The sequence below is a fragment of the Dietzia sp. MNB45 genome, from assembly GCF_051994785.1.
Taxonomy (GTDB): Bacteria; Actinomycetota; Actinomycetes; order Mycobacteriales; family Mycobacteriaceae; genus Dietzia; species Dietzia kunjamensis.
This window is the reverse complement of the sequence record NZ_CP163397.1, coordinates 2672373-2686165: the sequence shown is the minus strand read 5'-3', so window position 1 is coordinate 2686165 and position 13793 is coordinate 2672373. Positions and strand designations below refer to the sequence as shown.

Annotated in this window: 15 protein-coding genes; 9 read left to right on the top strand and 6 right to left on the bottom strand. The window is 70.9% G+C overall.

The genetic code is table 11. From position 1 onward, the window contains the following. Nucleotides 1-6: 6 nt before the first annotated feature. Nucleotides 7-363 carry a GNAT family N-acetyltransferase gene (locus tag AB5G72_RS12880; RefSeq protein ID WP_069389554.1) on the top strand — a complete coding sequence of 119 codons (357 nt, stop codon included), beginning with the start codon at nucleotides 7-9 and terminating at the stop codon, nucleotides 361-363. A 1-nt stretch (nucleotide 364) separates the two neighbouring features. Then, entirely contained in the window at nucleotides 365-820 is a 456-nt protein-coding gene (locus AB5G72_RS12875) for a carboxymuconolactone decarboxylase family protein (RefSeq protein ID WP_396444289.1), read from the top strand. A 53-nt stretch (nucleotides 821-873) separates the two neighbouring features. On the opposite strand, the gene AB5G72_RS12870 is transcribed toward AB5G72_RS12875, so the two are convergent. Then, a complete protein-coding gene (locus tag AB5G72_RS12870) occupies nucleotides 874-1290 on the bottom strand; it encodes a YccF domain-containing protein (protein WP_069389572.1) in 417 nt (138 codons plus the stop codon). A gap of 46 nt (nucleotides 1291-1336) precedes the next feature. On the opposite strand from AB5G72_RS12870, the gene AB5G72_RS12865 reads away from it, so the two are divergent. Together AB5G72_RS12865 and AB5G72_RS12860 are read left to right on the top strand one after the other, a co-directional pair. Continuing rightward, nucleotides 1337-2743 carry a sigma 54-interacting transcriptional regulator gene (locus AB5G72_RS12865; RefSeq protein ID WP_440220021.1) on the top strand — a complete coding sequence of 469 codons (1407 nt, stop codon included), beginning with the start codon at nucleotides 1337-1339 and terminating at the stop codon, nucleotides 2741-2743. Between the two features lie 44 nt (nucleotides 2744-2787). Beyond that, nucleotides 2788-4806, top strand: a complete 2019-nt coding sequence (locus AB5G72_RS12860) for a vWA domain-containing protein (protein WP_440220020.1) — start codon at nucleotides 2788-2790, stop codon at nucleotides 4804-4806. Nucleotides 4807-4959: 153 nt separating this feature from the next. Here the strand turns inward: AB5G72_RS12860 and AB5G72_RS12855 are convergent, their stop codons facing one another. From AB5G72_RS12855 to AB5G72_RS12835, 5 genes are all read right to left on the bottom strand, one after another. Beyond that, on the bottom strand, nucleotides 4960-5619 hold the full coding sequence (locus tag AB5G72_RS12855; RefSeq protein ID WP_120284103.1) for a class I SAM-dependent methyltransferase: 660 nt from the start codon (nucleotides 5617-5619) through the stop codon (nucleotides 4960-4962). A gap of 24 nt (nucleotides 5620-5643) precedes the next feature. Beyond that, nucleotides 5644-6042, bottom strand: a complete 399-nt coding sequence (locus AB5G72_RS12850) for a carboxymuconolactone decarboxylase family protein (RefSeq protein ID WP_241742107.1) — start codon at nucleotides 6040-6042, stop codon at nucleotides 5644-5646. Then, nucleotides 6039-7070, bottom strand: coding sequence for an NAD(P)-dependent oxidoreductase (locus AB5G72_RS12845; RefSeq protein WP_440220019.1), 1032 nt, complete (start codon nucleotides 7068-7070; stop codon nucleotides 6039-6041). The genes AB5G72_RS12850 and AB5G72_RS12845 overlap by 4 nt, the downstream gene beginning before the upstream one ends. Beyond that, nucleotides 7067-7819 carry an SDR family oxidoreductase gene (locus AB5G72_RS12840; protein ID WP_407334795.1) on the bottom strand — a complete coding sequence of 251 codons (753 nt, stop codon included), beginning with the start codon at nucleotides 7817-7819 and terminating at the stop codon, nucleotides 7067-7069. The genes AB5G72_RS12845 and AB5G72_RS12840 overlap by 4 nt, the downstream gene beginning before the upstream one ends. A gap of 144 nt (nucleotides 7820-7963) precedes the next feature. Further along, nucleotides 7964-9439, bottom strand: a complete 1476-nt coding sequence (locus AB5G72_RS12835) for an aldehyde dehydrogenase (protein ID WP_440220018.1) — start codon at nucleotides 9437-9439, stop codon at nucleotides 7964-7966. A 121-nt stretch (nucleotides 9440-9560) separates the two neighbouring features. On the opposite strand from AB5G72_RS12835, the gene AB5G72_RS12830 reads away from it, so the two are divergent. From AB5G72_RS12830 to AB5G72_RS12810, 5 genes are all read left to right on the top strand, one after another. Beyond that, the gene (locus tag AB5G72_RS12830; protein ID WP_067716757.1) at nucleotides 9561-10133 is read left to right on the top strand and encodes a TetR/AcrR family transcriptional regulator; all 573 of its coding nucleotides are present in this window, start codon (nucleotides 9561-9563) and stop codon (nucleotides 10131-10133) included. Nucleotides 10134-10141: 8 nt separating this feature from the next. Beyond that, nucleotides 10142-11356 carry a cytochrome P450 gene (locus AB5G72_RS12825; protein ID WP_440220017.1) on the top strand — a complete coding sequence of 405 codons (1215 nt, stop codon included), beginning with the start codon at nucleotides 10142-10144 and terminating at the stop codon, nucleotides 11354-11356. Then, complete coding sequence (locus AB5G72_RS12820) at nucleotides 11356-12150, top strand: SDR family oxidoreductase (RefSeq protein ID WP_067716754.1); 795 nt, start codon at nucleotides 11356-11358, stop codon at nucleotides 12148-12150. Before AB5G72_RS12825 ends, AB5G72_RS12820 begins: the two co-directional genes overlap by 1 nt. Nucleotides 12151-12242: 92 nt before the next feature. Beyond that, on the top strand, nucleotides 12243-13541 hold the full coding sequence (locus tag AB5G72_RS12815) for a cytochrome P450 (RefSeq protein ID WP_317469370.1): 1299 nt from the start codon (nucleotides 12243-12245) through the stop codon (nucleotides 13539-13541). After that, nucleotides 13541-13792, top strand: coding sequence for a ferredoxin (locus tag AB5G72_RS12810; protein WP_394855078.1), 252 nt, complete (start codon nucleotides 13541-13543; stop codon nucleotides 13790-13792). Before AB5G72_RS12815 ends, AB5G72_RS12810 begins: the two co-directional genes overlap by 1 nt. Nucleotide 13793 lies beyond the last annotated feature (1 nt).

The window sequence follows — 13793 nt, the reverse complement described above, 5'->3', positions numbered from 1 at the left end:
CCGCAGATGACCGAGTACACCGACAAGACCGGCGCGACCGTGACCGTGGACCGAGCCGACTCCACCGAGGCGTTCGAGGTCCGGGACGCCTCCGGCGAGGTCGCCGGCCACGCCGATTTCCGCGACCACGCCGGCGAGCGCGTCTTCCACCACACCGTGGTCGACGAGCAGTTCGGTGGCCGGGGCATCGGCACCGCACTCGTGCGCGGCGCGGTGGAGGCCACGCGCGAGGAGGGGATCACCATCGTGCCGGTGTGTTCGATGGTGGAGGGTTTCCTCGGCAAGAACGCGGACGAGTTCGCCGGCGCGTACCGGGAGGCCACGGACGCCGACCGGGCGCGATTCGGCGGGGAGGACGGCTGACATGGGGGTCCCGCAGTTGGACCGTGCCCAACGCGAGGTCTACAAGCGGTTCGTCCGCACCGCCGTCGCCTCGCGGGAGGCCTCCGGCGAGGCCGGGCTGGAGGAGTCGCTGCTCGAACTGGTCAACGTGCGCGTCTCGCAGCTCAACGGCTGCGCGGCCTGCCTGGCCACTCACGTGCCGGCGGCCCGCAAGGCCGGGGTCTCCCAGGATCGGCTCGACCTGCTGCCCGCGTGGCGGGAGATCGACGCCTTCGGTGACCCGGAGAGGGCGGCACTACGACTGGCCGAGGCACTGACCCGGCTGGACGACGCCGAGGAACGTGCCGCCGCGATCGCAGCCGCCGCCGACCACTTCTCCGACGAGCAGCTCTCGGCGCTCGAGTGGACGATCGTGCTGATCAACGCCTTCAACCGGGTGTCGATCGCCAGCCACCACCAGCCGACGCTCGAGGACTGACCCGGCCCGGCCGCGGTGCGGGGGTGCGTGCTCAGCTGGTGGCGACCGGGCGGTCAGCGGGTGGCGACCGGCACCATCGCCGCCCGGTCGGAGCGGACGATCTCCTTGCCGAACGGGAAGCACGTGACCGGGATGAGCTTGAGATTGGCCCACGCCAGGGGCAGGCCGATGATCGTCACCGCCTGCGCTACGGCGGTGGCGACGTGGCCGATCGCCAGCCACAGTCCGGCCACCAGGAACCAGATGACGTTGGCGACCGTGCTCACCCCGCCGGGACGGCCCCGGTCGACGACCTCCCGGCCGAACGGCCACAGCACGTAGGCGGCGATCCGGAAACTCGCGACCCCGAACGGGATCGTGATGATGAGGATGCAGGCGAGGATCCCGGCCAGCACGTAGCCGAGGAACAGCCAGATGCCCGCGGTCAACAGCCAGATGATGTTGAGGACGAGGGTCAGCACTGCACGCATGGTGCCCACCCTATGCCGGAAGCGGAAGTGGCATCGCAGGGCTACGGTGGGCGGTGTGAGCGATAAGCCGAACGTCAAGACTCTCGGCGAGCTGCGCGCCGCCGGATACACCAGCCGCACTCTCCGGGAGGAGCTGCGCGAGAACCTGCTCGCGGCCCTGGCCGCCGGACGCGATCCGTGGCCCGGCATGCACGGCTTCGACACGACGGTGATCCCTCAGGTCGAGCGGGCGATCATCGCCGGCCACGACATCGTCCTCCTCGGCGAACGGGGGCAGGGCAAGACCCGTCTGCTTCGCACGCTCGTCGGGTTGCTGGACGAGTGGTCGCCCGTCGTGGCCGGGTCCGAGCTGGGCGAGGACCCGTTCGCGCCGATCACCGGACCCACGCGCGAGCGGATCGCCCGTGAGGGCGATGCGCTGCCCGTGCAGTGGCGCCACCGTGACGAGCGCTACGTGGAGAAGCTGTCCACCCCGGACACCTCCGTCGCCGACATGATCGGCGACGTGGATCCCATGAGGGTGGCCGAGGGCCGCCGACTGGGTGACCCGGAGACCATCCACTACGGGTTGGTGCCGCGCGCGAACCGCGGGATCGTGGCCCTCAACGAGCTGCCCGACCTGGCCGAGCGGATCCAGGTGGCGCTGCTCAACGTCATGGAGGAGCGGGACGTCCAGATCCGCGGCTATGTCCTGCGCCTCCCTCTGGACGTGCTGGTGGTGGCCTCGGCCAACCCGGAGGACTACACCAACCGCGGTCGGATCATCACTCCGCTCAAGGACCGGTTCGGCGCCGAGATCCGGACCCACTACCCGCTCGACCTGGCCGACGAGATCGAGGTCGTGCGGCAGGAAGCCGAGCTGACCGCCGAGGTGCCGGACCCGCTGATGGAACTGCTCGCCCGGTTCACGCGGGAGCTGCGCACCTCCGACTCGATCAACCAGGCCTCCGGCGTCTCCGCCCGCTTCGCCATCGCCGGCGCGGAGACCGTCGCGGCGGCGGCCCGTCGGCGGGCGGCCGTGCGGGGCGCCGACGACCCGGGTGAGTCCGTGGCACGGCTCGTCGACGTGGACGCCGCCGTCGAAGTCCTGCGCGGCAAGATCGAGTTCGAGCCCGGCGAGGAGGGGCGCGAGACCGAGATCCTGCGGTACCTGCTGCGCATCGCCACGGTGGACGTCGTCCGCGGACTGTTCCGGGGGATCGACATGACCCCGCTGGTCGACGCGTTCGACGGGTCGGTGACCCTCACGACCGGCGCGAGCGTCACCGCCGCCGAATTCCTCGCAGCCCTGCCCGAGCTGTCCGAACCGGGGCTCTACGACGAGATCGCCGACAGGGTCGGGGCGTCCAACGTCGGCCAGCGGGCCGGCGGGATCGAACTGGCGCTGGAGGGGCTCTACCTCTCACGGCGTCTGTCCAAGGAGACCGGGGACGGCGCCGCCGTCTACGGCTGACACCATCGGCGGCTGCCGTGCGCCGCCGGAGCAGGAGGTGCGCGATGTCGCGACCAGAGCCCCGCGCCCGCTACGGGCGCTACATCGGCGGGCCGGACCCCCTCGCGCCCCCGCTCGACCTGTCCGAGGCGCTCGACGCGGTCTCCGAGGGCGTCATGGCCGGGTACTCCCCGGAGCAGTCCATGCGGGAGTTCCTCCGCACCGGCGGCCGCGACCAGACAGGCCTCGACGAGCTGGCCGGACGCATCCAGCGTCGACGCCGCGAACTGCTGCAACGGAACCACCTGGGCGGCACCCTCGAGGAGGTCTCCCGGCTGCTCGACGAGGCGCTGCTCGCCGAGCGGGGACAGCTCGCCCGCGACACCGCCATGGATCCGATGGACCGCACCCTGCGGGAGATGACCATCGAGAACCTGCCCGACTCGCCGGCCGCCGCGGTCGGGGAACTCAAGGACTACGACTGGGCCTCGACCGACGCCCGCGAGGCGTACCGCCGCATCCAGGACCTCATGGGCACCGAGGTGCTCGACGCCCGATTCGCCGGGATGAAACAGGCGCTGGAGAACGCGACCGACGCCGACCGGGCGGCGGTGTCGGAGATGCTGTCGGACCTGACCGAACTGCTCGACAAGCACGCCCGCGGAGAGGACACCCCCGAGGACTTCCGTGAGTTCATGGACAAGCACTCCGACGCGTTCCCGGAGCAGCCGAAGGACGTCGAGGAGTTGATCGACACCCTCGCCGCGCGGGCGGCCGCGGCCCAGCGGATGATGCGCTCGATGACGCCGGAGCAGCGGGAGGAGCTCATGGCCCTGTCGCAGCAGGCGTTCGGTTCGCCCGAGTTGATGGAGCAGCTGGGCCGGTTGGACGGGCTGCTGCAGTCCCTGCGTCCGGGCGAGGACTGGGACGGCTCGGAGGACTTCGAGGGCTCCGAGGGGTTGGGGATGTCCGAGGGGACCGCGGCCATGGCCGAACTCGGGGACCTCGACCGGCTGGCCGAACAGCTCTCCCGGAGCGACAGGTCCCCGCTGTCCGAACTCGACCTGGAGGCGGTGGCCCGCCATCTCGGTCGCGAGGCGGCGGTGTCCGTGCAGACGCTGTCGCGGCTCGAACAGCAGATGCGCGAGTCCGGTTACCTCAGTCGCCGACCGGACGGGGACCTCCGACTCTCCCCGGCCGCGCTGCGCAAACTCGGGAGGTCACTGCTCCGCGACGCCGCGCAGCGGTTGTCCGGCCGGACCGGCGCGCGCGAGACCAGGCTGTCGGGGGCCGCGGGGGAGCAGACGGGGTCGAGCCGGGTCTGGGAGTTCGGTGACGTCGAGTCCTGGGACGTGCCGAGGACCGTGGGCAATGCGATCTCCCGGATCGCCGCGGAGGGGGGCGAGACGGGTGCGGGGATCCGGCTCCTGCCCGAGGACATCGAGGTCAGGGAGACCGAGGCGCGGACCCAGGCCGCAGTGGCGCTGCTGGTGGACACGTCGTTCTCCATGGCCATGGAGGGGCGGTGGGTCCCGATGAAGCGTACGGCCCTGGCCCTCCACCACCTGGTGAGCACCCGTTTCCGGCAGGACCGGCTGCAGCTCATCTCGTTCGGCCGCTTCGCCCAGACCCGGACCGTGGAGGACCTGCTCTCCCTGGACGCGCAGTACGAGGCCGGCACGAACCTGCATCATGCGCTCCTGCTCGCCGGGCGGTACTTCCGTGAGCACCCGACGATGCAGCCGGTGTTGCTCATCGTCACCGACGGCGAACCCACCGCCCACCTGCTCAGCGGAGGGGAGCCGTGGTTCGCCTACCCGCCGGACCCCGACACCATCCGGATCACTGTCGACGAGTTGGACCGGGTCGCCCGCACCGGGGCTCAGACGACCTTCTTCCGGCTGGGCGACGACCCGGGTCTGTCCCGGTTCCTCGACGCGCTGGCCCGGAGGGTCCACGGCACGGTGGTGGCGCCGGACGTCGACGACCTGGGCGCGGCCGTGGTCGGGCGGTTCCTGCACTCGCGGCGCGGCCGACCCTCGCCCGGCGACCCGTGGAGCGCCGGCGGTCGCTGGGCGGTGTGACCCACCCCGCCGCTGCCCCGACCGCCAGACTCGGGCACCCCGCAACCGCGAGATCCGCTACTCCGAATCCGGATCCGCTACTCGAATCGGGGTAGCGGATCCGGATTCCGGGTAGCGGATCCTTGGAGGTGCGGGTCAAGGGGCGTGCGGGGCTCAGGGCATCGGCGCGCCGACCTCGCCGGAGTCGCGGCGCAGCACGCGCAGCGAGTCCACGGCCCGGACCTCGGTGAACTGGCCCGACTCGAGCGCGCGGCAGTAGATCTCGTACGGGGGACGGCCGCCGTCCTCCGGGTTCGGGAACACGTCGTGGATCAGCAGCGCCCCGCCGATCTCGACCCATGGTGCCCAGCCCTCATAGTCGGCCTGCGCCGCCTCGGAGGAGTGGCCTCCGTCGATGAAGACGAACGACGCGGGCTTGCCCCAGACGCGGGCCACCTGGGTCGACGTGCCCACCGCGGCGGTCACCACGTCATCGAGTCGGGCGTCCCACATGGTGTGGCGGAACGCGCCGAGGGTCTCCAGGCGGCCGGTGTGCGGGTCCACCAGCGAGGTGTCGTGGTATTCCCAGCCGGGCTGGTGCTCCTCGGAGCCCCGATGGTGGTCGACGGTGACGATGCTGCCGCCGGTCACGCGGGCGGCCGCGCCGAGGAACACTGTAGAGCGGCCACAGTAGGTGCCGATCTCCACTCCCACACCGTCGCCCAGGAACTCGCAGGCGATGTCGTACAAGGTAATGCCCTCCTCCAGCGGCATGAAGCCGGGGGCGGCGAGCGCTACGGCGAGCAGCGCGGGTTCGATCTCGGGTGCGGTCATGGGTTTCAACCTAGCGCCCGCCCCTCAGCTCTTGGCGCGGCGGGCGGCCTTGCGGGCACGCGCCACGTGCGGGCCCACCACGTTGCCGAGTTTGGTCCCGTTGGGCCAGCCCGCGTAGTAGCAGAGGAACACCACGATCTCCTCCAGTTCCTCGGGCGTCAGCTCGTCATTCCCCAACGCCGCCCCCACCTGGATGTCCGCGATGTCGGTGTTGCCCTGGGCCGTCAGCGCCCCCAGGAGCAGCAACCGGCGATCGCGGTGACTCAGGCCCGGGCGGGACCAGATCCTGCCGAACAGGTGGTCTGCGGTCTCGGCGAAATAATCACCCGGCCCGTCGGACATCTCGAAGCCGTACACCTCGGTCATCATGGCCAGACCGTGCTCGCGCTCCGGGCTCATCCCGGCGTCCGCGGCGTCGCTCATCGGTTCTCCTCGTCGTCGTGGTCTCGTCCGGTCCCGCCCGCATCGCCGGACACGCCGTCGGACGCGCGGACGTCCGCGCGGCGGGCCAGGTCACCCGGCCCGACACCGAACCCGGTGCCCAGGTCGCGCAGCGCGATGGTGCCCAGGGGCAGGTCCACGCCCAGCCGGTCGGCCAGGCCCAGGGCGAGGGACAGGTCCTTCTCGCCCAGGCCGCGGACGTGGGTGAACACGCCGTGCCAGAAGTCGTCGGTGGCGATCGGCGCGGTGGTGTCCCGCAGCATCACGGCCCCGGCGCCGCCGGTGATGGCGTCGGTGTGGCGGACCACCCGGCCCAGTTTCGCGATGTCGATGCCCGCGGCCTCGGCCAGCCGGGAGGCCTCGGCGGTGGCGGTGAACGAGATGAAGTGCAGGAGGTTGCGGGCCAGCTTCATCCGCGTGCCCGCACCCACCTCCCCGGCGTGCACGGGCATGCCCGCCCACAGCGCGAACACCGGCTTGCACGCCTCGTAGACCTCGCGCGGCGCACCGACCATCACGGCGAGCTGACCCGATTCCGCCCCCTGGGCGCCACCCGACACCGGCGCGTCCACCAGGTGGACGCCGGCCGCCGCACACACCTCGGCCAGCTCAACAGCCGTCGAGTCGGCGATGGTGGAGTGGACCGCGATCACGGTCCCCGGTGCGGCGGTGCGCAGGATCCCCTCGGGTCCGTCGACGACGTCACGCACCTGGGCGTCGTCCAGCACCGTCACCGACACCAGGCGCGCCGTGCGGGCGACCTCGGCACCGGTGGCGGCGGCGGTGGCGCCCTCGGCGACGAACGGCTCGGTCGCCTCCGGGCGCACGTCGCACACCACGAGCCCGCCCGGCCAGGCCAGGAGGCGATTCGCGATCGGCGCACCCATGTTGCCCAGGCCGATGAACCCGACCGGCGCGGGGGAGTCGCCGGGACCGCCGGGGCCGATCCCGGGTGCGGGGTCCCGTTCGGGGGCCGGGGCCGGGTCGCTCGTGATCGGATGCCCGCTCATGACCGGATGATCTGTCCGCCGTCGACGTTGAAGATCTGCCCGGTGACCCACGACGCCTCGTCCGACAGCAGGAACAGCAGCATCCCCACCAGGTCCTCCGGCTGACCCATGCGCTTGATGGGCAGCTTGTCGACCATCTCCTTGACGATCGACTGCGGGGTCGAGGAGCGGTTGGCCTCGGTGTCGATCGGCCCGGGAGCGATGGCGTTGATGCGGATGTTCGAGCCGCCCAGCTCGGTGGCGAGCTGCTGGGTGAGGCCGTTGACGCCGACCTTGGCCAGGCCGTAGAAGCCCGAGTACAGCCACGCCGCGGTGGAGGACTGGTTGACGATCGCGCCACCGCCGGCGGCGGCCATCTTCTCCCAGCAGGCGCGGACCATGAGCAGCTGACCGTTGAGGTTCACCGACATGAACTTCTCGTAGTAGTCCCACGGCACGGTGATGAGGAAGTCGAGCTTCATGCCGCCGAAGATCGCGGCGTTGTTGACCAGGATGTCCAGGCGGCCGAACTCCTCGACCGCGGCCTCGGCGCAGGCGTTGGCCGAGTCGGGGTCGGAGACGTCCGTGTGCTGGAAGACCGCCCGGCCGCCCGCGGCGACGATGTCCGCGGCGACGCGCTCCCCGTTCTCGGTCGACACGTCGGCGACCACCACGTTCGCGCCCTCGGCCGCGAGGGCCTTGGCGTACTCCTCGCCGATGCCGCCGGCGGCTCCGGTCACGATGGCGGTCCTACCGTCGAAACGTCCCATGTCGTGTGTCTCTTCCTGTCGGCGTGGTGATGCTGGATGGGGTGGTGCTGGTGAGTGGTGCTGGTGAGTGGTGTGGGGCCAGGTGCCGGGCCAGTGGTGCCGGGTGCCCGGGCTCTCCGGTGCTGTCCGGGGTTGTCCGGGGCCTCAGGCCGGGGTGGCCACGGACTTGATCTCGAGGTACTCCTCGAAGCCCTCGCGGCCCATCTCGCGGCCGATGCCGGACTGCTTGTACCCGCCGAAGGGCACGTCGGCGCCGTACCACTGGCCGCCGTTGACGCCGAGGGTGCCGGTGCGAATGCCGGCCACGACCTTCTCGATCCGCTCGGGGTCGGTGCCCCACACGGCTCCGGACAGGCCGTACGGGGAGTCGTTGGCGATCCGGATCGCATCGTCGTCCCCGTCGTGGGGGATCACCACGAGCACGGGGCCGAAGATCTCCTCCTGCGCGACCCGTGCCGAGTTGTCGAGACCGGAGATGAGGGTCGGTTCCACCCAGAACCCGCGCTCCATGCCCTCGCCGGTGGGGCGACCGCCGCCGATCTCGATGGTCCCGCCCTCCTGGCGCGCCAGGGCGATGTAGCCCTCGATGCGCTCGCGCTGGACGGCGGAGATCACCGGGCCGCAGAAGGCACCCGGGTCGTTGGGGTCTTTCGGGGCGAACGCCGCCATGGCGCCCTTGGCCGACTCGACCGCCTCGTCGTACCTCTCGCGGGGCACGACGAGGCGGGTGGTCAGCGCACAACCCTGGCCGGCGTGCGTACACGCGTTGAGGGCGGTCATGAAGCACGCCGAGTTCAGGTCGGCGTCGTCCAGCACGACCGCGGCGGACTTGCCGCCGAGCTCGAGGAAGACCTTCTTCAGCGTCTCGGCGGCGGCGGCCATGATCTTCTTGCCGGTCGCGGTGGATCCGGTGAAGGAGACCAGGTCGACGCGAGGATCGGTGGTCAGCTGTTCGCCGAGGCCGTGGTCGGACGACGACACCACGTTGAGTACGCCGGCGGGGATGTCCGTCTCCTCGGCGGCGATCCGGGCCACGGCCGCGGCGATGAGCGGGGTGTCGGGGGCGGGCTTGAGCACCACTGTGCAGCCGGCGGCCAGCGCGGGGCCGATCTTGGCGAAGTTGATCTGGTTGGGGAAGTTCCACGGGGTGATGGCCCCGACGACGCCGATCGCCTCGCGCCGGGTCGAGCGGTTGGAGCGCACGCCCATGATCTCGGACTCCCCGAGCTCGGTGACCCACTCGTAGGCCTCCACCAGGTCGGCGAGCCAGCCCAGGTCCGCGACGGGCCCCTCCAGCTGGGGGCCGGTCGTGAACATGTGGGGCGCGCCGACCTCGGCGATGGTCAGTGCCCGCAGCTCCTCGATGTGTCCCTGCAGTGCGTCGCGGAGCTGGCGCAGGCACCGCGCACGGAACGCGTGGTCCCAGGACCAGTCGGTGGTGTCGAACGCGGTGCGCGCGGCGGCGATGGCCGCGTCCATGTCCTCGCGCCCGGCGTCGGCGGCCCGGCCGATGACCTCCTCGGTGGCGGGGTTGAGGACGTCGAACGTGGCGCCCCCGGTGGCGGGTCGCAGCTCACCGCCGATCAGCAGGGGGGCGGTGTCGGTGATGCTCGTCGTCACTTCGGAGCCTTCCGTCGTGGTGGGTCGATTCAGGGGTGGATCGATACAGAGGTGGATCGATCCAGAGTGGGCGGACAGCTGTCTAGACGATAGTCCGGGCGGTGGTGTACTGTCCAGACACATGTCCAGTGATCTTCGGTTCGAATCGACGCGGCGCAGGCTCAACGGCCAGCAGGCCGAGACCGTCGACCGCCTGACCAGCGCGGCGGTCGAGGTGCTGCGGGAGAAGGGTCCGGGAGGCCTGGCCGTCCGTGCCGTGGCCGCCAGGGCCGGCGTCGCACCGGCGACCGCCTACACGTACTTCTCCTCCAAGGGCCACCTCATCGCGGAGGTGTTCTGGCGGCGTCTGGACGACCACGTGACCGAGGCCGCCGACGGTGGCTCCACCGCCGACCGGGTGGTCGCCGTGTTGCGCGACGTCGCGCTCCTCCTCGCCGACGAGCCCGAACTGTCGTCGGCCGTCACCGCCGCCCTGTTGGGTGACGACCCCGAGGTATCCCACCTCCGGGTCCGGATCGGCGCCGACATCCGACGTCGCCTCGTGGCGGCGTTGGGGGAGCGGAACGACGACGAGGTGGTCCAGGCGCTGGAGATGGTCTACGCCGGGGCACTCGTCCGGGCGGGCATGGGCTACGGCTCCTACTCGGACATGGCAGACGCGATCGAATCCGCGGCACGACTGATCCTGAGGTGACACCCGAGATGACCACCGCGACGCCCGCTCCGCTCGTGTTCAGCCCGTACGACTACGCGGTGCACGAGGATCCCTACCCGTTCTACGCCCGTCTCCGCGCGGAGGCGCCCGTCTACCACAACCCGGACCTCGACTTCTGGGCGCTGAGCAGGCACGCGGACGTCCGCGAGGCGTTCCGCGCGCCGGACGTGTTCTCCAACGCCATGGGGGTCTCGCTGGACCCCGCCGCGTACGGTCCGCACGCCTACAAGACGATGTCCTTCCTCGCGATGGACGATCCCCGCCACGCCCGCCTGCGCAAGCTGGTGAGCAAGGGGTTCACCTCCAGGCGCGTGGACGCCCTGTCCGAGGGGATCTCGAGGATCTCGCGGCAGTACTGGGACGAGTGCCTGGCCCGGTCCCGCGACGGGGAGACCGTCGACTTCGTCGACGACTACGCGGGCAAGCTGCCCATGGACGTCATCTCGGATCTCATGGGCGTACCGGAGGTCGACCGGGCCGAACTGCGTCGGCTGGCCGACCTCGTCATGCACCGCGAGGAGGGCGTGCAGGACGTGCCGGAGGACTCCATGGTGGCCGCGCTCGACCTCATCACCTACTACCAGGGGATGGTCGCCGAGCGTCGCACCGCCCGGACCGGGGACCTCACCTCCGCACTACTCGACGCCGAGATCGACGGTGAGAAGCTGGACGACGACGAGATCCTGTCCTTCCTGTTCCTCATGGTGGTGGCCGGCAACGAGACCACGACCAAGCTGCTGGCCAACGCCCTGTTCTGGGGCCACGAGTACCCCGGGCAGTCGCGGGCCGTGCTCGACGATCCCGCCCTGGCGCCGGCATGGGTGGAGGAGACGCTGCGTTTCGACACCTCCAGCCAGATGGTCCTGCGCACCACCACGCAGGCCGCCACGGTCCGGGGCGTCACCATCCCCGCCGACCAGAAGGTCCTGTTGCTCATCGGGTCCGCGAACCGCGACGCGGAGGTCTTCGACAACGGGGACACGTTCGATCTCGCGCGGGACACCACGGCGAGCCTGAGTTTCGGTCAGGGACCCCACTTCTGCCTCGGCGCGCACCTCGCCCGGCTCGAGGGCCGCATCGCGCTGGACATGATCGCCCGCACGATCACCGGCTACGAACTGCTCCCCGGGACCGAGCGCGTCCATTCCTCCAACGTCCGCGGCTTCGCCCATCTGCCCATGCGGGTCGAGGTGGCGCGCTGATGAGCCTGCGGTTCCCGTCCCACCCGGACGCCTCCGAACGTCCCGCCCTGGTCACCGGCGCCTCCTCGGGCATCGGCCGCGCGAGTGCCGAGTCGCTCGCGGCACTCGGGCACCCGGTCGTCGTGGGCGCGCGCCGCGCGGATCGGCTCGACGACCTGGTGCGCACCATCCGCGAGTCCGGAGGCGAGGCCACGGCCCGGGCGGTCGACGTCACCGACGCCGACTCCGTCGCCGGGTTCGTCGCCGCGGCCGCCGATGCATACGGCCCCGCAGAGGTGCTCATCTCCAGCGCGGGGAGCCTGAAGATGGCGCGGGTCTGGGAAATGGACCCGGACGACTTCGCCGCCCAGCTCGACATCCACCTGCTCGCCGTCCACCGCCTGTTGCACGCGGTTCTGCCCGGCATGATCGACCGCCGCCGCGGGGACGTCGTGCTCATCGGCTCCGACGTGGCCTACACGGCCCGGCCGCGCTCTGGCGCGTACGTGGCGGCCAAGGCCGGACTGGAGACCATGGCCAAGCAGGCCCGCCGGGAGCTCGAGGGCACAGGAGTGCGGCTCGGCGTGGTCCGGCCCGGTCCGGTGATGACCGAGATGGGTACGGACTTCGACCAGGACACGGCCGAGGCCGTCATCAACGAATGGGTCAGGCACGGATTCGGTCGTCATCCCCGGATGTGCAAACCTGCCGACCTCGCGCGCGGGGTCACCGCCATGGTGTCCATGCCCCGCGGCGCCCAGATCACCGAGCTGGAGATCCAGCCGGAGGCCCCCATCGAGGAGGACTACTCGTGACCAGCATCGACAGTTCCACCGACGAGCCCACCGACTTCTCGGGGCTAAACGAGCCGCAGTGCGTGTCCGGCGGAGAGGGCGGACTCGGCCACATGGACGAGTTGCGCACCGACCCGATCAGCCTGTTCTGGCGGGTCCGGGAGGAGTGCGGCGACCTGGGCGTGTTCCGGATCGCCGACCGCGACATCTGCCTGGCCTCCGGCGCGGCCGCGAACGAGGCGTTCTTCCGGGCGCCCGACGAGGCGCTGGACCAGGCGGCCGCCTACCCGTTCATGACCCCGGTGTTCGGTGAGGGCGTCGTCTTCGACGCCAGCCCCGAGCGCCGCTCGGAGATGCTGCACAACACCGCCCTGCGCGGTGACCACATGCGCCAGCACGCCGTCACCATCCCGCACGAGGTCCAGCGCATGGTGGCCGAGTGGGGCGACGAGGGCGAGATCGACCTGCTCGAGTGGTTCTCCGAACTCACCATCTACACCTCGTCGGCGTGCCTCATCGGCCCCAAGTTCCGCGAGCAGCTCGATTCCCGGTTCGCCCACCTGTACCACGACCTGGAACAGGGGACCGACCCCCACGCCTACATCGACGCCTACGCCGACATCCCCGCGTTCCGCAAGCGTGACGAGGCCCGCGCCGGGCTGGTCGAGCTCGTCTCAGCGATCATGGACGACCGCGTCGCCAACCCGCCCGCCGACAAGGAGGACCGGGACCTGCTCGACGTGCTGGTCTCGGTGAAGAACGACGACGGCACGCACCGGTTCACCCCGGACGAGGTCACCGGCATCTTCATCTCGATGATGTTCGCCGGGCACCACACGACCTCGGGGACGAGCGCCTGGCTGCTCATCGAACTGCTCAAGCATCCCGAGTACCTCTCGCAGGTCGTGGCGGAACTCGACGAGGTCTACGCGGACGGTGCCGAGTACAGCTTCGGCGCGCTGCGGCAGATGCCCAAGGTGGAGAACGCCCTCAAGGAGACGCTGCGGCTGCACCCGCCGCTCATCATCCTCATGCGTGTCGCCCAGGAGGACGTGCGGATCGGGGACTACGTCGTCCACGCCGGCCAGACCGTCGCCGCCTCGCCGGCGGTGTCCAACCGGCTGCCGGTGGACTTCCCCGACGCGGATGCGTTCGACCCGGACCGGTACGCGGAACCGCGGCAGGAGGACATCGTCAACCGCTGGACCTGGATCCCCTTCGGCGCCGGCCGGCACCGCTGCGTGGGCGCGGCGTTCGCCCAGCTGCAGATCAAGGCCATCTTCTCGGTCCTGTTGCGGGAGTTCGAGTTCGAGCTCGCCCAGCCGGCGGAGAGCTACCACAACGACCACTCGAAGATGGTCGTCCAGCTGGCCCAGCCGTGCACCGTCCGCTACCGGAGGAGGCGGCGCTGATGAGCGGGGAGTCGCCGATGCGGGTCGAGGTCGACTTCGACCTGTGCCAGGCCCACGCCGAGTGCCAGGCCGAGGCGCCCGAGTGGTTCACGGTGCCCAAGGGGCCCGAGGCGAAGGTACGGGCGAAGCGGGGCCGGATCCCCGACGATCAACTCGAGGCCGTCAAGGCCGCCGTCAAGTACTGCCCGACACAGGCACTGCGCCTGGTCGACACCCCAGCCCCGACGCAGGAAAGCCCCAGGAGTGAGTGAC